At 59.8% G+C, this 16,687-nt stretch carries 14 protein-coding genes and 1 pseudogene; 7 read left to right on the top strand and 8 right to left on the bottom strand.

Features of this window, described 5'->3' with window-relative positions:
• The first annotated feature begins 266 nt into the window (after positions 1-266).
• The 5 genes from zrgA (at position 267) to NIT7645_RS07685 (ending at position 4,087) form a co-directional block, all read left to right on the top strand.
• Positions 267-998 carry a zinc uptake protein ZrgA gene (gene zrgA, locus NIT7645_RS07705; protein WP_050686428.1) on the top strand — a complete coding sequence of 244 codons (732 nt, stop codon included), beginning with the start codon at positions 267-269 and terminating at the stop codon, positions 996-998.
• Positions 999-1,024: 26 nt separating this feature from the next.
• On the top strand, positions 1,025-1,720 hold the full coding sequence (locus tag NIT7645_RS07700) for an ABC transporter ATP-binding protein (RefSeq protein WP_050686426.1): 696 nt from the start codon (positions 1,025-1,027) through the stop codon (positions 1,718-1,720).
• The gene (locus NIT7645_RS07695; RefSeq protein WP_008559664.1) at positions 1,717-2,967 is read left to right on the top strand and encodes an ABC transporter permease; all 1,251 of its coding nucleotides are present in this window, start codon (positions 1,717-1,719) and stop codon (positions 2,965-2,967) included. The genes NIT7645_RS07700 and NIT7645_RS07695 overlap by 4 nt, the downstream gene beginning before the upstream one ends.
• Positions 2,968-3,047: 80 nt before the next feature.
• The gene (locus NIT7645_RS07690; protein ID WP_050686482.1) at positions 3,048-3,563 is read left to right on the top strand and encodes a DUF3299 domain-containing protein; all 516 of its coding nucleotides are present in this window, start codon (positions 3,048-3,050) and stop codon (positions 3,561-3,563) included.
• Positions 3,557-4,087, top strand: a complete 531-nt coding sequence (locus NIT7645_RS07685) for a DUF3299 domain-containing protein (protein WP_050686424.1) — start codon at positions 3,557-3,559, stop codon at positions 4,085-4,087. Before NIT7645_RS07690 ends, NIT7645_RS07685 begins: the two co-directional genes overlap by 7 nt.
• A 461-nt stretch (positions 4,088-4,548) precedes the next feature.
• On the opposite strand, the gene NIT7645_RS07680 is transcribed toward NIT7645_RS07685, so the two are convergent.
• Positions 4,549-6,762 (bottom strand): methyl-accepting chemotaxis protein, encoded by a 2,214-nt coding sequence (locus NIT7645_RS07680; RefSeq protein WP_008562259.1) that lies wholly within the window; start codon positions 6,760-6,762, stop codon positions 4,549-4,551.
• Positions 6,763-7,261: 499 nt separating this feature from the next.
• Here NIT7645_RS07680 and NIT7645_RS07670 point away from each other — a divergent pair.
• A pseudogene (locus NIT7645_RS07670) lies at positions 7,262-8,376 on the top strand (porin).
• Positions 8,377-8,624: 248 nt separating this feature from the next.
• Positions 8,625-9,956, top strand: a complete 1,332-nt coding sequence (tig, locus tag NIT7645_RS07665; protein WP_037302797.1) for a trigger factor — start codon at positions 8,625-8,627, stop codon at positions 9,954-9,956.
• A gap of 177 nt (positions 9,957-10,133) precedes the next feature.
• Here tig and NIT7645_RS07660 read toward each other — a convergent pair whose 3' ends face one another.
• From NIT7645_RS07660 to rpsF, 7 genes are all read right to left on the bottom strand, one after another.
• Entirely contained in the window at positions 10,134-11,420 is a 1,287-nt protein-coding gene (locus tag NIT7645_RS07660; RefSeq protein ID WP_050686423.1) for a calcium-binding protein, read from the bottom strand.
• Between the two features lie 299 nt (positions 11,421-11,719).
• A complete protein-coding gene (locus NIT7645_RS07655) occupies positions 11,720-13,678 on the bottom strand; it encodes a bifunctional 2',3'-cyclic-nucleotide 2'-phosphodiesterase/3'-nucleotidase (RefSeq protein ID WP_008560838.1) in 1,959 nt (652 codons plus the stop codon).
• Positions 13,679-13,902: 224 nt separating this feature from the next.
• Positions 13,903-14,382, bottom strand: coding sequence for a lytic transglycosylase domain-containing protein (locus tag NIT7645_RS07650; RefSeq protein WP_008559585.1), 480 nt, complete (start codon positions 14,380-14,382; stop codon positions 13,903-13,905).
• 123 nt (positions 14,383-14,505) lie between these two features.
• Complete coding sequence (locus tag NIT7645_RS07645; protein WP_008559953.1) at positions 14,506-14,688, bottom strand: hypothetical protein; 183 nt, start codon at positions 14,686-14,688, stop codon at positions 14,506-14,508.
• A gap of 201 nt (positions 14,689-14,889) precedes the next feature.
• The gene (rplI, locus tag NIT7645_RS07640; protein WP_008562795.1) at positions 14,890-15,501 is read right to left on the bottom strand and encodes a 50S ribosomal protein L9; all 612 of its coding nucleotides are present in this window, start codon (positions 15,499-15,501) and stop codon (positions 14,890-14,892) included.
• Between the two features lie 12 nt (positions 15,502-15,513).
• Entirely contained in the window at positions 15,514-15,741 is a 228-nt protein-coding gene (rpsR, locus tag NIT7645_RS07635) for a 30S ribosomal protein S18 (RefSeq protein ID WP_005982441.1), read from the bottom strand.
• 28 nt (positions 15,742-15,769) lie between these two features.
• A complete protein-coding gene (gene rpsF / locus NIT7645_RS07630; RefSeq protein WP_008562342.1) occupies positions 15,770-16,123 on the bottom strand; it encodes a 30S ribosomal protein S6 in 354 nt (117 codons plus the stop codon).
• Between the last annotated feature and the right edge of the window lie 564 nt (positions 16,124-16,687).

The following is a 16,687-nucleotide window of genomic DNA, read 5'->3' as shown; positions in this document are numbered from 1 at the left end:
AGGGTGGGTCAAATCTCGGTGAAAATACCGGGTCAGTTCTCAGTGACAATCAACAAAAGGCCCTTGCGCTGTTGGTTGGGGGCATCTCTGTCACATTTGCGTAAGCAAGGGGGGCTCATGCAGCGGGGTGGCGGATCTAGGCCAGTGTTGTCGGTTTCTCATGCGGTGGGGTTGTCGTGCGTTATCTTATAACATATCACAGTGCGGGGCGGGTGGCTGTATAACGCGTCCTTGCCCCTTTCTCTGGCCCTTGCAGGATTTGACTGATGAAAACCACATTTTCTCTTATCGCGCTTCTGGCAGCAGCCCCGGCATTGGCAGAGGAGAGCCGACAGCTGGGGACCCACGAACATGGGGTTGGCCTGCTGAATATGGCGATTGATGGCGATGTTCTGGCGATTGAATTGAATGTGCCCGGTGCTGATATCGTCGGATTTGAACATGCCGCAACGGCGGAGGCGGATCGCGCCACTGTTGAGCGTGCGCTTGCTGTGCTGGCGGATCCTGCCAATCTGATTGCCCTGCCAGCGGCCGCAGCATGCCGCATGGATGAGGCCGTGGCCCATCTGCTTGGCGACACCGAGGCGGCGAGCGATGAACATGCCGCCCACGACGACCACGACCACGCCAACCACGACCACGCCAGCCACGACAACGCCAGCGAAGGGCACGACGACCATGAACATGACAGCCACGACCACGCCGCACATGACCATGACAGCCATGAACACGTTGACCACGGCGAAGCGGCCCACGCAGACCACGACGAGGCGCACCATGCTGAGCATCATGACACGGCCGGTGGGCATACCGAATTCCATGCGGCCTACAGGTGGACATGCACGAACCCGACAGGATTGACCTCTCTTGCGTTCCCGTATTTCACTGCCTTTGAAAACGCACGCGAGTTGGAGCTGCAGGTCATCACGCGCTCTGGCGCGCAGGCGTTCGAGGTGATGCGGGACACCCCGCAAGTGCAGTTGGATGGCCTGTTCTGAGGGCCTCAGACGGGGGATCTGCGGACATGGCGGCACCGGTACTGGCGCTAGAGGGGCTGGAGTTTCAATGGCCGGGCCGCGCGGGATTTGCCCTGCAGGTGCCCGGGTTCCAACTGCTGCCTGGCGAAACGGTCCTCCTGCTGGGAGAGAGCGGCTCTGGCAAATCAACCCTGTTGCCGCTGATCTGCGGCACACTTCTCGCCACCCGCGGCACGGTCCGCGTGGCGGGCACGGATTTGGCCGATCTGTCCGGTGGCCAGCGCGACCGGTTCAGGGCCGAGCAAATCGGTGTGATCTTTCAGCAGTTCAACCTGCTGCCTTTTGGCACTGTGGCTGACAATATCCTGTTGCCACTGCGCTTTGCCCCAGATCGACGGCGGCGGGCAGGAGACGGGCGGGCCAGGGCCTTGATGTTGTGTCGGGCGCTTGGCCTTCCAGAGGCGGTTTTGTCCGCCCGTGCAGGGACGCTCAGCGTGGGGCAGCAACAGCGTGTTGCGGTGGCGCGCGCGCTGATTGGAGAGCCGCCGCTGCTGGTCGCGGATGAGCCGACATCGGCCTTGGATGCCGGAACTCAGGCCGCGTTTCTTGATCTTTTGTTTGAACAGGCCCGCGCCTGTGGCAGCGCGTTGTTGATGGTCAGCCACGATCCCAGGCTGGCCGCGCGGTTTGACCGTGTGCTGCAAATGGAGGATATCGCCCACAGCAAAAGGGGGGGCGCATGATCCTGCGTCTTGCAATTGCGTCGCTTTTTGCCCGCGCCCTGACGGTGGGCATGACCATCCTTGCCATTGCCCTGTCGGTGGCGCTGTTTCTGGGTGTGGAAAAGGTCCGAACTGGCGCCAAGGCGAGCTTTGCGGACACGATCTCTGGCACCGATCTGATCGTGGGCGCCAGATCGGGAGCGGTGCAGCTGTTGCTGTATTCGGTGTTTCGGATCGGCAATGCCACCAACAACATCACCTGGGAGAGCTATCAGGACATCGCAGCGCGACCAGAGGTGAAATGGAGCGTCCCGATCTCGCTGGGTGACAGCCACCGGCAGTTTCGCGTGATGGGCACCACCACGGGCTTCTTTGACCATTACAGATACCGGCAGGGTCGTGCGCTCGCCCTGCGCGATGGCGCCGTGATGACTGATCTTTTTGATACGGTGATCGGGGCGGATGTGGCCGCGACGCTAGGCTATCGTCTGGGGGATCCGATCGTCGTGGCCCATGGGCTTGCATCCTTCGCAGAACATAAGGATCAGCCGTTTCGGGTCGCAGGCATTCTTGAAAAGACCGGTACGCCGGTTGATCGCACTGTCATTGTCAGCCTCGAAGCCATCGAGGCCATTCACGTCGACTGGCGCAGCGGCGCCAAGATCCCCGGACAAACCACGTCGGCCGAGGTTCTACGCGGCATGGACCTCCAGCCCAAGGCGGTGACGGCGGTTCTTTTGGGCGTTGAAAGCCCGCTGCGCACTTTTGCGTTGCAGCGCGCCATCAATGACTACCCCCAAGAGCCGCTGCTTGCGATCCTGCCGGGGGTTGCCCTGCAAGAGCTGTGGGGCATTGTCGGCATTGCCGAAACGGCCCTGCTGGCGGTGTCGGCGATGGTGGTGGTGACAGCGCTCATCGGGATGATGGCGACGATTTTCTCAAGCCTGAACGAACGCCGTCGCGAAATGGCGATCTTTCGGGCGATGGGGGCGCGGCCTGCGGTTATCCTTGCTCTTTTGGTGCTGGAGGCTGTTCTTATGGCCGCTTGCGGCGCAGGGGTTGGCCTTGGGCTGCTTTATGCCGGGCTGATTGTCGCCCAACCGATGGTCGATAGTGCTTTTGGCTTGTGGCTGCCGATCGAGGCACCGACACTGCGCGAACTCTGGGTGATGGGGGCGGTGGTCTGTGCTGGCGCAATTGTGAGCACGCTGCCTGCGATCCGGGCGTATCGGCTGTCGCTGGCCGATGGTATGATGGTCAGGACATGACACGCCCGATGTTTGCAGGCCCCGCAGCGCAATTTGCATTCGACCCAGAAACACGATCACAAAGACAAAGGAGCCGCCAAATGACCAACAACAGGCCCCTGACACGCCGCTCGGCGCTGGGTTTGATCGGGGCCGTGTCGACGATCCCCGCAAAGGGCTGGGCGAGCGCTGCGCGCGAAATCACCTGGGACGATCTGATCCCGCCGGGCGTGCCCTATTCGGAAATCATCGGTGAAGGCGAGATGGATGAGGCCGCAGACACCTGGTTTCCCGTCTATGACGAAAACGCCACCAAGCTGAACGAGACGCTGGATGGCGCGCGCATCCGGATGCCCGGCTTCATCATCCTCTTCAACGTCGCCGCGGATGGGGTGCGGGAATTCATGCTTGTGCCTTATGTCGGCGCCTGCATTCATACGCCGCCACCGCCCGCAAACCAGCTGGTCATGGTCAGCACGCAAACCCCTTGGCCGGGGGATGAGCTGTGGGATCCGGTCTGGGTCACGGGGGTCATGCACACTCAGTTGCAGTCGACATGGCTGGGGGAAACAGGATATGCCATCACCGCAGAGGAGATGGAAATCTACGAATGGTAAGCCGCACACCGCTTGATCGCCGATCTGTTTTGACGGGGCTTTTGGCAGGCCCTTTCCTGTTGACCAGCCCGATGTTGGCAGGCCCGGCGATGGCGGATGACGTGATCGACCTGAATTGGGAGGATCTGCGCCCGGATGCAGTGGACAGTTTGCCCAAGGTCCTGCGCGGCGTGCTGCAGCATGAAGAGGCCTCCCGCGTCAGTCAGCAGCCTGCGTCGACCGGCGTGCGCACGGACTGGAACGGTCAAACTGTGCGTCTGCCCGGCTATATCGTTCCGCTGGAATACAAAGGCAGCGGCGTCACTGCGTTTCTACTGGTTCCATTTGTTGGCGCCTGTGTGCATGTTCCGCCACCACCTGCCAATCAGCTGGTGTTCGTGACCACCCAAGATCCCTATGAATCCGCCGGGCTGTTTGAACCAGTCTATGTCACCGGCATGTTCGGCGTCTCGTCCCTGTCCACGCAGCTGGCCGATGTGGGCTATGCGCTCTCCGCAGATGAGATCGTGCCCTATCAGTTCTGATCGCCGCGCTTTCAGGGGGGGCATGAAGGGTCGGGCCGGCTGTGGGCTCACAGGCTGGGCTTACAGGGTCGGCTGTCAGGACAGGAGGGGGGCTCGCATCGCTGTGTGCGACAGCGCCGCTGATGATCCCTTTGGCCGTGACAGAAATGCACGAAGATGTCGAGCGGCCTGCGGGTAAAACCTCCCAGAATGGGCGCAGGCCGCTCCAATCCCGCCCCGGAAGTATCGGGATACGAGGACTATAGGGCACGCTTATCAGTTGTCATAGTGCTGGCAACACGTCCAATGCGTGTTTTCTGTGGATAACCGGCGAAAGCCTGCGCTGGGGGACAGCGCAGGCTTTGCGGCGGCAGAGCCGAGGCTCATGCAGATCTTTCACGAGTCAGTGTCACACACCGGATTTCACCGGCCAGGATTTCACCAGGCAGAATTTCACCGGCCAAATCAGGATGTGCGACAGGTCACGCGCTGCGGGGCAGGGCGGCCAGGTCATCCCAGCCCGCGTCATCGGACCAGCCATGTGCACTGTGGCTTTGCTCGGTCTCCCAGGCAGCGGCTCCGGCCGGGCGTTCCAAGGTAAAGCCCGATACCACGTCCACCAAGGTGCGGGCTTCGTCGCGCAGCATCTGGCCTGCGGCGGCGGTCTGCTCCAGCATGGCAGAGTTTTTCTGCGCATTCTGATCCAGGCTGACCATCGCGCCATTCACTTCGGACAGACCGTTCGACTGCTCCACGGTGTTGGCGGCGATTTCGTTCACCTTGTCCACCACCTCCTCGACAGAGGACTGGATGGAGTTCAGCGCTTCGCCGGTTCTGCCAACCAGCTGCACGCCCTGTGCAACCTCGTCGCCGCTGACCTGGATCAGGGTGTTGATCTCCTGCACGGCGTCGGCTGATCGCTGGGCAAGGCCGCGAACTTCGCTGGCGACCACTGCAAATCCACGACCCGCCTCACCTGCACGTGCGGCTTCCACCCCGGCATTCAGCGCAAGGAGGTTGGTCTGGAACGCCAGATCCTCGATCAGGTCGGTGATCTTGGCAATGGCGCCAGAGGAATCTTCGATCCGTCGCATGGCCTGTGCGGTCTGCTCTGCCAGATCCGACGTTGTGCGGGCCTTGGCATGGGCCTCGCGTACGATGTCCTTGGCAGCAGAGGCACCGCTTGCGGTGCCGCGCACAGTGTCATCCAGCGTCTGCAGCGCCGCCGCAGTTTCCTCCAGTGATCCGGCCGAAATCTCCCCCCGTTTGGAGGCATCCGCCGCCGCCGCCGCGATCTCTTCGGCGGTGGAGTTCAACACCGTGCTGGACTGCGACAGCTGGCCGACGATGGCGCGCAGATTGTCGGTCAGATTGTCGACAGTCTGTGCAATCTCGCCAAAAACGCCACGCTGACCTTCAGCCATGCGATGGGTCAGATCCCCGGCAGCCAGCTGTTCCAGGACGCGGCGGATATCGCCCAGCCCGGTTTCTGCGGCCTCACCGATGGAATTGACACCGCGCCCTAGCTCCGCAAATGAGCCGGAGGCAGAGCCAACCTGCAGGCGTTTGGAGAAATCCCCATCCGCGCAGGCCTGAATGACCTCGCCGATCTCGCGGGTAAGACGGTCCTTGACTTCATTGTCGGCGCGCAGCTCTTCGACCACAGTTGCGATGCCATGAACCTCTTTTAGGCGGGATTTCGGCGCCGAGGTAGAGAAATCTCCCTTCATGATCTTCTGCAGAACGATGTTCACCCTTTGCAGGGGCCGTGCGATGCCAAAGGCCAGCAGGAAGGCCACAACCACGAACAGCCCCAATCCGCCGGAACCAGCCAGCTGGGCGTTGGAATTGGCCTTTGCGATAGCGGTCTTCGCCTCTGCGTGGATCGCATTCAGTCGCGCTTCGCTCTGGGCGTCCAGGGCGGCCAGCAGCGGCATGGTTGTCGCTTCGATCTCTTCGAGATTGGCGTATTGCACCTCGTTGCGGGCAACCTCTTCGGCATAGGCGTTAAAGGCGTTCTGATAGGCTGTCAGCAGGCTGCCGATGCGGGCACGCTGCGAGATGTTCTTGTAGTAAGATCCGGGAAATGCACGAAACTCCTCCACACGTGCATTGAGCCGGTCCACATATTTCGCGGTGCGACGCATGATGAAATCTTTCTCATGGCGGCGCATCATCAGCATCTTGACCTGCATCTCCAGCGCTTCGCTCCCCTCGAGCGCCTTTTCGATCCCCTGAACAGAGCTGCGCAGGTTCCCCTGCAGGCCGGTCGTTTCATCAAATCCAAGCTGTTTGCGGCTGGCAACCGCAGCAGCGAACCCTTCCTCATAGGCAGCGATTGCCCCGGCAAAGGCCGTCAGCTCTGCCTGATCGAGCCCCATTTTCGCCAGTTCGGCCCCCTCTGCCTGAACTGCGGCCAGATCGGTTTTCAACTTTGCCATGGCAGCGGCATGTGCTGCGAGTTTTTCATCGCTCGGCCGCAGGCGAAAGCTCATCTCGATGAGGCGGGCATTTTGAAATTCGGCTTCCACAAAGCTCAGATGGCGCGAGAAGTCTTCGATGGCGGTGACATCCGCCTCGATTTCGGCGCGCAGCATGTCGGTATAGCGAGAGATGCCGATCAGCGCAGCCATCACCGCCGTTGCTAAGATAACGATCCCGAAGATCGCTGTCTTGATGGAGAGTTTTAAGGTCATTTTTGTTTCCAGTTTTGAGGAAACTTCTCTCTAGCGGATCGCCCTTAACAACTGGTGGATGGCGCGTGGGCTTGGCCCGGGAGCCGCTGGAAATCGGCCGCTTGGGGCCTAGATTTGCAGAATAATTGCGGGAAAGTGCCCATCAACCAACGATCCGCCACCTACACGGCTGGGCTCTGTGCAAGGCGGCACAGGTGCTGTGTGGCTGTGCAGGTCTGCAAGCGGGGGGTGAGTCGGGTTTTGGCGGCCTGAGGGGGTGTTTTTCAGGCCGAAACGCAGGTCTGTCAGGTCGATTGCGTTCTCCAACGGCGCCTGCGCCCGCGCGGGGCCTCAAATCACGAACACGAAGTGGCGAAATTTCGGGCAAACACTGGCAACGGGCAGGACGCGACATATTTCAAGTCTACAGCCCCGGATTCTGGCGTGATAGCCGCGGCTGTAGGTCAGAACCTCAGGGATGGAGAGGGATCTGGCCAAAACTCGATAGGAGTTTCTCCTCATGAACACCAAATTTGTAACTCAAATCGGGGTCACTGCCCTTGTTGCCGGTCTCGGCGCACCTGCATTTGCGGGCCCCACTTATGAAAATGCTTCTGGCGGGACGTTCCGTTTTTACGGTCAGTTCAACCTGCCTATCAATCCTTTGATGACGGGGTAGAGAGCTATGACGCGCTGGTGGACAGTGCGTCGTCCAACTCCCGCATTGGCTTCTGGCTGGTTCAGCCGTTTGGCGAGAACACGCTGCGCTTCAACTTTGAAACCGCGCTTGGCTTGCGCTCGTCTGATGGGGTGGACCAGAACGGCCGCCCCCAGAACATCAGCTGGGATCGCACACGGATCCGCAAGATCGATCTGCAGTATGAAACCGCACGCTATGGCACCTTCTCCTTTGGTCAGGGCGCGATGGCCTCTGACGGTCTGGCAGAAGAAGACCTGTCCGGCACGGGTGTTGTCCAGACCTCCTCGGTTGCCGATGCAGCGGGTGGTTTCCGGTTCCGCACCAGCGCGGGCGTTCTGTCCAATGTCACCATCGGCGACGCATTTGCGAGCCTGGATGGCGGACGTCTGGGCCGCATCCGCTATGACAGCCCGGAGGTCAGTGGTTTCACCATTTCCGCCTCTTACGGCGAGGACATCCTGAGCGACAACTCCGATCGCGAAGCCTATGATATCGCTGTGCGTTACGGCAATGATGACCTGGGCGACTTTGCGGTTCGCGGTGCGCTGGGTGTGGTCTGGAATGAAAACGGTCCGGGCACCAAAACCCGCGATGTCGTGGCCTCCTTTGCGGTTCTGCATGAACCCACCGGCCTGTCCTTTGCCGCAGCGGCAGGGGATCGCGACACGGGTGGCGACTATGGCTATGTGAAACTGGGCTATTCGGCAAATCTCGTCCCGGTCGGCGCAACCTCTGTTGCGGTCGACTACTATGACGGGTCCGACATGGTGAGCGCCGGGGATTCCTCTGATAGCTGGGGCATCACCGCGGTGCAGAACTTCGATCAGCAAAACGTCGAGGCGTATATCTCTTACCGCGACTACTCTTATGCGGATACCACCACCACCTACCTTGATGGGTCGTCCATCTTTGCAGGGGCACGCTGGAAATTCTGATCCTGCGGGGCTGGTCGGGGTCTGAACACCCCCGATCAAGCCGCAGCGCAGCAATGCCAAAAAACCGAAAACACGCCCCAAGCGGGCGTGTTTTTTGCGTCAATTCCCTCAAAAAACCGCGTCTTCCTGCCCATCCGCCCCTTCCTGCGGCCAATCCCCCTTGCGCCGCCGCGTTTGTGCAAATAGAAGGCCCCAAATTGTCTGGGGGAGTGCGTGCGCGCGCGCCCCGAATCTCTATGGGGAATATGATGCAGGTCACCGAGACGCTGAACGAAGGTCTGAAACGCGGCTACGCGATCACCGTTACCGCCGCCGAGCTGGACGAGAAGGTCAACGAGAAACTGGTCGAAGCACAGCCGGAAATCGAAATGAAAGGTTTCCGCAAAGGCAAAGTGCCGATGGCTATGCTGAAAAAGCAGTTTGGCCAGCGTCTGATCGGCGAAGCGATGCAGGAAACCATCGATGGTGCGATGAACAAGCACTTCGAGGAAACCGGTGATCGCCCGGCGATGCAGCCTGACGTCAAAATGACCAACGAAGACTGGAAAGAAGGCGACGACGTCAACGTCGAAATGTCCTATGAGGCACTGCCGGAAATCCCCGAAGTCGACCTGTCCGGCGTTGAGCTGGAAAAGCTGGTTGTCAAAGCAGACGACGCAGCCGTTGACGAAGCGCTGGCAAACCTGGCTGAAACCGCAACCTCGTTCGAAGCCCGCGAAGAGGGCGCCGCTGCTGAAGATGGCGACCAGGTCGTGATCGATTTCGTCGGCAAGATCGACGGCGAAGCGTTCGACGGTGGCGCAGGCGAGGACTACCCGCTGGTTCTGGGCTCCAACTCCTTCATCCCCGGTTTCGAAGACCAGCTGGTCGGCACCAAAGCCGGTGAAGAAAAAGACGTGACCGTTTCCTTCCCGGAAGAGTACGGCGCAGAGCACCTGGCAGGCAAAGAAGCTGTCTTCTCCTGCACCGTCAAGGAAGTCAAAGCTCCGAAAGCGGCTGAGATCAACGACGAGCTGGCACAGAAATTCGGTGCAGAAGACTTGGCCGGCCTGAAAGAGCAGATCTCCGAGCGTCTGGAAGCAGAATACGCCGGTGCTGCCCGCGCCGTGATGAAGCGTGGCCTTCTGGACAAACTGGACGCGCTGGTCTCCTTCGATCTGCCGCCGTCGCTGGTTGAAGCAGAAGCCAAGCAGATCGCACACCAGCTGTGGCACGAGGAAAACCCGGAAGTGCAGGGCCACGACCACGGTGAGATCGAGCCGACCGAAGAGCACAACAAACTGGCAGAGCGCCGCGTCCGTCTGGGCCTGCTGCTGGCCGAGCTGGGCCAGAAAGCCGAGGTCGAAGTGACCGACGCCGAAATGACCCAGGCGATCATGCAGCAAGCGCGTCAGTATCCGGGCCAGGAACGTCAGTTCTTTGAGTTCATCCAGCAGAACGCTCAGATGCAGCAGCAGTTGCGCGCACCGATCTTTGAAGACAAAGTTGTCGACCACATCGCCGAGCAGGCAAAAGTGAGCGAAAAAGAAGTCTCCAAAGACGATCTGCAGAAAGCTGTGGAAGCTCTGGAAGACGAATAAGCATCCGGCTGATCTGCCTCGTGCAGATCACCGATTGCTCAGATCGAAAGGGTCGCCTTTGGGCGGCCCTTTTTTTGTTTTGCTGATTGGGGACTGTGTGTTTCCCGCCCGATCACAGAACATGAAAAAGCCGCCTCCGGTTGGGGGCGGCTTTGATCGTTATTCGGGGCAGGGCGACTAGAACAGGAAGTTGTCGCCGCTTGTGAGCTGGTCGACCGTGACATTCTCGATGGTCACGACAGTGTTTTCAAAAGACATCACGACGTGGTTGTTCACGGTTTCAAACGTCAACTGGTTGATATTGTTGGCTCCGTTCAGGATGCTGATCTGGTCTTCACCCAGTTCAAAATCCTTGATCCGGGCGCGTCCGTGGTTTCCACCAAAACAGAAGCAGTCTTCGCCAGCTCCGCCAATCATCCGGTCGTTGCCTGCGCCACCGATCAGTTTGTCGTTGCCCGCACCGCCGCGCAGGGTGTCGTTGCCATATCCGCCACGCAATGTGTCGGCACCCCCAAGTTCGTCGTGACCATTTTGGCCGTTTACCCGATCCTTGCCGCCGCCGCCGCGCAATTCGTCATCGCCTGCGCGCCCGGAAAGTTTGTCATGGCCGGCCAAGCCCCGGATCACATCATCCGCGCCAGCGCCTTCCAGATCATCGCGGCTGCTGGTCCCAACCAGTGTCTGCCCGACAAGGACCAGCCCGGTGTCTGGCGTCTCGGGCTCTGTGCCCATGTCCAGTTCAGCCGTGCCACCGTTCTTGCGGTCCTGCCAATAGGTCATGAAGGCATCAATCGTGGGGCTGTCATAGCCGCCGAATTTCTCCATGTATTTGAGGATGGAGGTGCCGTATTCATCCGCCGAGGCGCCATCTCCGATCAGCAGCTGTGCAAGACCCCAGGCGCCTTGCAAATGGGCCGAGGCCAGCATTCCAGTCAGGGACAGCGTGACCTGCACCATAGACCCATCGACATCGGTGAATGTCTTGGTCTGCCCGACAAACTCCTCGATGCTGCGGCCTTCGCGGCCGAGGAAATAGTCAAGCAAGGTCAGATTGTAGCCAAAGGCCTCGTTGATGGCGGTGTCCTGAACCTCCTTGGTCATGAAGTCATCCAGACTGTTCACGCCATTCTTGCCGGTCCAGCTGCCGTCCCAGCGGTTCATCGTATCACCGCCTAGGTAGTAAAAGTCGTCCTGATAATAGCCAAGATCTATCAGCAGCGCCTCGCCGAACTGATAGCCCACAAAGCCGTAGCTGTTCATGGAGCGGTAGGCCATTGCCTCCCACTCGCTGTCGCTCAGCTGGCCCCAGCTGCTGTAGCCATCGTAAAAGTCGCTCACCGGGCCGCCGACCCATTGGGTCAGCTGTGCATCAGTGATCTGGCCCGCATCATAGCGGTCGCGATCCCAGCCAGATTCAAAGGCCAAAAGCGCACTGCGAAAGTCATAAAAACTGCCTGACGACATCTCAACTGCTCCTTCAACTCGTCAACCGTCTTGCTGCGGATCGCCGTTGGGCCAGCGTTAACTGACACTACACATCCAAGGGAAGGATGGTGCAAGAAATGGGCAGATTTTTGGCAAACAAGTGCTTAATTCGGGCAGGGCTCGGCGCCATTCCGCTCGAATTTTGTAAAATTTGAAGGCTAGATGGGGTCGCAACCGGTTGTGTATGTTTAAAGTGTGCAACTCTAGATCTGCTGCCCGACTGCGATTTTGGCGGGCAGCAGGATGGTTCGGATTTTCCCTAAATCAGAAACACACCGTTAAAGCGTGATCCGATAGCGTGCAAAGCCATCCGGCCCTTCACCCGCAGGTTCAATGCGGATGCTTTCCACGCTGTCGACATAGCTTTCGGCCTTGGGGCCCGTGTCAAACAGCACCGACGTGTCCTCCAACGGAGCAAAGCGCCAGTTGGCATCGGCGCGCGGGCTGATGGTGCCTTTCTCCACGATATAGCGGACAATGACGTCGCGGTTGGTGTCTGGGCCTTCAAACACGATGGTGTCGCCCATCGCCCCCGGAAACGCGCCACCGCCGCCTGCGCGGTAATTATTGGTGGCGATGATAAAGCTCTGCTCGGGATCAATCGGCGCCCCGTTGAAGCTGAGATTGACGATGCGGTTTGCCTCCGGATTTTCCAGTTCACCCTTGGGGCCGAACTTTGACGGCTGCGACAGGTCGATTTCATAGGTGACGCCGTCGATCACGTCAAAGTTGTAGCTGGGGAAGCTGGGATTGAGCAGAACCTGATCCACCTCACCGGGGGTGATCTGGTTGAACATCCCGGCAGAGCGTTCCAGCCAATCCTTGACCTGGGCGCCAGTGACTTTCACCGCCCGCGCGGTGTTGGGATAAAGATAGAGATCCGCGACATTCTTGATCGCCACATCGCCCTTGGGCACATCGGTATAATATTCGGGGCCACCGCGGCCACCGGCCTTGAACGGCGCGGCGGCGGACAGGATCGGCAGGCCCTCATATTCCGTGCCCTTCAGCATCTGCTCGATGTACCAGGTCTGCGCGATCGACACGATCTGAACAGATGGATCATCAGCGACCAGCGCAAAATAGCTGTGCAGCGGGGCATCCGTCTTGCCAACCGCGCGCCGGACATAGGCGAGTGTTTCGTCATGCTCGGTCTGCACAGATGCCAGAACCGCAGGCACGCTCTCGACCAGCGCAGTGATAGAGCGGTCCTCGTTGCGTTTGGAGATCGGGCGTGCTTGCGAGGCATGGCCGACCACGCGCCATCCCGCGCCATCGCGTTCCAGCATCAGATCGATCAACCCCATATGGCTGCCCCAGAACCCGCCCATCGTGGCGGGCTTGCCGTGGATGGTGCCCTGCTCGGCATCCACGCCCGCAAAGTCAGCATAGCCAGAGGAGGGGAAAACCAGATGCGAATGACCGGTCATGATGGCGTCGATGCCCTCAATCGATGCCAGCGGAACAGAGGCGTTCTCCATCCCGTCACTTTCCTGCGCACTGCCAATGCCGGAATGGGACAGGGCAATGATGATATCTGCGCCCTGTTCCTTCATCTGCGGAACATAGGCCCGCGCGGTCTCTAGGATGTCACGGGCCTGAACGTTGCCTTCCAGATGGCGACGATCCCAGTTCATGACCTGTGGTGGCACAAATCCGATAAGGCCGATCTTGATCGGATGGCGGGTGCCCGCCCCATCTGTCAGCTCCCGTTCCAGGATGACATAGGGCGGCAACAGGGTGGTGTCTTCACGTGGGCTGGCGCCCAGCTTCTTTGCGACATTGGCACAGACCACCGGAAAGCCGGCACCGGCGAGGGATTTCATCAGAAAGTCGAGCCCATAGTTGAACTCATGGTTGCCCAGGGTAGAGGCATCATATCCAACCGCATTCATGGCTTGGATGACCGGGTGGCTGTCGCCCTCCTTCATCCCGCGCTCATAGGCGATATAGTCGCCCATCGGATTGCCCTGAAGAAAATCACCGTTGTCCAGAAGCAGCGAGTTCGTGGCCTCGGCCCGGATATCGCCGATCAGTGCCGCAGTCCGCGCCAGACCAACAGTGTCGCGGGGTTTGTCGGCATAATAGTCATAAGGAAAGACATGCACGTGCAGGTCGGTGGTTTCCATCAGTCGCAGGTGCACCTGATTGGCAGCCGCCTGAACAGAAAACGGATGCAGGGCAATGAGGCCCGCAGACCCGGCCAGAAAGGACCGGCGATCGAGTTGAATTGGCATTTGTTCACTCCAAAGTCTTGGTCAGTGGCGCAAAGCTTAGCAGGGTTTCGTCACAACGCATGTGACAGTTTTGCGCTAACACCATGACAGGCCACTTCCCGCCCGCCGTGCCTGTTGTGCAGGTACAGGGCAGGCGGGCGCTGGCGGAGCTGGGGACCCGGGGCCGGTATGGGCCCGTCAGAGGTTGGAGATTGGGCTGACCCATCGGGGCCCGGGGCGTGTCATCACGGGCGCAGGCCTGTTTCGCGCAGCATCCCGCGGCGTTTGGCGGCGTAATAGTAGCCCCGCGAATAATGTTTGACCGCGGTGTCGAAACTGCCATCCGACAGCAACCAGGCGCCGCGCAGATATTTGACCGCGTATTTCAGATTGACGTCCGCATCGAGCAGATCCTTGGGTTTGCCCTGAAACCCCATAGAGCGTGCGGTGGCCGGAAGAATCTGCAACAGGCCATAGTAGGGCCGGTTCACGGCCCAGGGGCGATGGGTGCTTTCCCGCACCGCCAACCGGTGCACAAGCGCTCTTGGCACCTCGTAGTGGTCGGCCCAATAGTTGATTTTTTTGCGCAGCTCAGGTGTTTCGTTGGGAAACAGCGGCGGCTCTTTCTGGTCGGGGCGGGCCACAGGCCGCTTGGCGGCATCTGCGCAGGCCGAAAGGGCCGGTGTGCTCAGGATCATCGCCAGAGCGGTTCGTCGATCAATCATGCTGTCATGCCTGTCAGGGCCCGCAAGGCGGGCTATCGCGCAGAGCCTATGCGTGCAGCAGGCGGGCAGCAAATGTCTTGCCATGCCATAGGCGGATATCCCCCGCCTGCCGCGCAGCTGATGTCAGGCAAAGATCACCCGCTCCGGATAATGCTCGCGCAGCTCTCTGGTGATCAGTTCGGGCGGGACCAGTTCATTGATCGGTTCCCCCCTGAAACGCGGATTTTCAAAGCTGAACCCCCGCAACATGCGCAGCAACAGGCGCCGCCGCAGCGCGCGCTCTTCTCTCATCAATCTGTCTTCCATGAAGACCCCCCACAGGTTTCACACTCCGGCCCGTTAGCGAACCGCAACCCAGACTGCGCAAGAGGAGGAAAGGCGAGGTTACCGGCTGGGGGAAAAACTGCGCCGCATTTGAGCGGCATTTTCACGGCCTGCCGGGAGCGCGCAAAAAGAAAGGCCGCCCCGAAGGGCGACCTTTCAAAGTCGTAAAGGGTCCAAAGCCGATTAGGCGTTGGTTTCCTCGTCGCCTGCGGCCGGAGCTGCATCGTCGTCGTCGGATGCGGCAGAGCCGATATCGTCGAACAGTTCGGAGATCTCGAATTCAGCAGCGGCTTCCTCTTCGGCGGCCAGCTCTTGAATCGATTTGCCCGACGCCTGCAGTTCTGCCTCTTCGGCGGAACGTGCAACGTTCAGCTTGATTTCGACTTCAACTTCAGGGTGCAGTTTCACAGTGACAGAGTGCAGGCCCAGTTCCTTGATCGGGGAGATCAGAACAACCTGTTTCTTGTCGACGGAGAAACCTTCAGCAGTTGCGGCTTCTGCGGCGTCACGGGGGGTGACGGAACCGTAGAGAGCGCCGGCGTCAGACGCAGAGCGAATCACGACGAACTGCTGACCGTCCAGCTTTTCTGCCAGAGCTTCTGCTTCTTTCTTGGTCTCCAGGTTGCGCGCTTCCAGCTGCGCTTTCTGGGCTTCGAAAGAGGCGATGTTGCCCTGCGACGCGGTCAGCGCCTTGCCTTGCGGCAGCAGGAAGTTACGCGCGTAACCGGGCTTAACGTCAACGACGTCGCCCATTTGGCCCAGCTTGGCCACACGTTCCAGAAGGATAACTTGCATGTGCCTAACTCCTTACTTCACGGCGTAGGGCAGCAGGGCGAGGAAGCGGGCGCGCTTGATAGCACGGGCCAGCTCACGCTGCTTCTTGGCCGAAACGGCGGTGATGCGCGAAGGCACGATCTTGCCGCGTTCGGAGATGTAGCGCTGCAGAAGACGGGTGTCTTTGTAGTCGATTTTCGGCGCATTGTCGCCCGAGAACGGGCATACTTTGCGACGGCGGAAAAACGGTTTGGCTGCCATGGTTTAGCGTCCTTTTCTCAAGCGTTGATCAGCGGCGCTCACGACGCGAGTCGCGCTCGTCGCGCTTCTGCATCTGAACCGAGGGGCCGTCTTCGTGTGCGTCGACCTTGATGGTCAGAACGCGCATCACGTCGTCATGCAGGCGCATCAGACGCTCCATTTCCTGGATCGCCGCTGCGGATGCATCGGTTTTCAGGAAGGAGTAGTGACCCTTGCGGTTTTTGTTGATCTTGTAGGCCATGGTTTTCACGCCCCAGTACTCACTGTCGACCAGCTTACCGCCGTTGTCGGACAGAACAGCACCGAAGTGTTCGATGAGGCCTTCTGCTTGCGAGTTGGACAGGTCCTGACGCGCAATCATGACATGCTCATAGAGTGGCATGCGAACTCCTGTTTGTGTCTAGGCGCATTTCATAGACGGGGCATTTTGGCCTTCCGCTGCCCTGTCACGAGAGTCTGCGCGGATCGATAGTGTCGCGGAAGGATGCCCCCATATACAGGCTCGCGCCAAAAGGGCAAGGCTCGATTGCCGCGGGCGGTCGCACCGGTGAGGCCTGGGCGTGGCCTGTTGTGCGCCCCTGCATATGACGGCGGCTGGGAAGAGGGGGAGAGAGGGGTAGGATATTGTTAATGATTGCACGTTAGGGTTGTGGGTGCAGGCATTTCCCTGTGCGGCCCCGCAGGCCATTCCACATGAATATCCGCACGGATCAGGATGGGCACCTTTGCCTGATCTGCTGCAACTGCCGGGGCCGCTTTGCCGCAAATCCCTACGCGGCCTGCATTTTTCCTAACTCTGCCTCATTTCAGCCCGAATTTCGGGGTCAATGTTGGTTAACAAATCATTAATGCGTGGCGCAATGGCCACCTTGATACGACCGGACCGACCCATGTGCTGGACTGGACGGGCATCAAATCAGGGTCAGGCCGCCGGCATTGGCAACGG

The sequence above is a fragment of the Phaeobacter italicus genome (genome assembly GCF_001258055.1).
In the GTDB taxonomy this organism is placed as follows: Bacteria; Pseudomonadota; Alphaproteobacteria; order Rhodobacterales; family Rhodobacteraceae; genus Phaeobacter; species Phaeobacter italicus.
Note: the sequence above shows the minus strand (reverse complement) of the source record. Positions and strands in the feature narration are given on the sequence as shown.